1 protein-coding gene is annotated in these 503 nt (G+C 62.2%); it reads right to left on the bottom strand.

Annotated elements, in window-relative coordinates:
* Window positions 1-121 precede the first annotated feature (121 nt).
* On the bottom strand, window positions 122-503 hold a 382-nt coding region (locus NZ773_16405), incomplete at its 5' end, for a hypothetical protein (protein MCS6803505.1).

The following is a 503-nucleotide window of genomic DNA, read 5'->3' as shown; positions in this document are numbered from 1 at the left end:
ACACGGCCACAGGGCGCGCCCACCAGTTCTGGATTGGCCACATACACAATGTTGTCTTTTCATGCTGCGCTGCCAACCCCTCGAGCGAGCAGTTCATGCGCCAAGTGGCAGGCCAAAGTCGCTAGTACTTCGCTGCCTCGCGCTCGAACTCCTTCAGTTCCTCGATCTGCCTGCGGATGCGCCGGGCCAGCGTCGGTACTTGCTGCTCGGCCTCCTTCACACCCAGCGCCTGCAGACGTACCAGCTCGGCCAGCGTGGCCTGCAATTCGTTCGCCACCGTCTTCACCTGCGTCTCGACGCGATTGAGCAATGTCTCCACTGCCCTGATGCTCTTCATCCGCTCCTCGATTGCCCTAACCTGCTCCTGCTTCTCGGCCTTCTCTTTCGGGTCGGCGGCACTCTCCATCGCCAGCACGGCCAGCGCGCGCTCACCTTCAAGGTCGGTGTTCAACGTGGAGACACGGCGGAAGTTCTCCGGCCCGGTCATCCGCTGGCAGACGATA

It is taken from the genome of Dehalococcoidia bacterium (assembly GCA_025054935.1).
Taxonomy (GTDB): Bacteria; Chloroflexota; Dehalococcoidia; order SpSt-223; family SpSt-223; genus JANWZD01.
The sequence above is the reverse complement of the archived record's forward strand: the minus strand, read 5'-3'. Positions and strand labels throughout refer to the sequence as shown.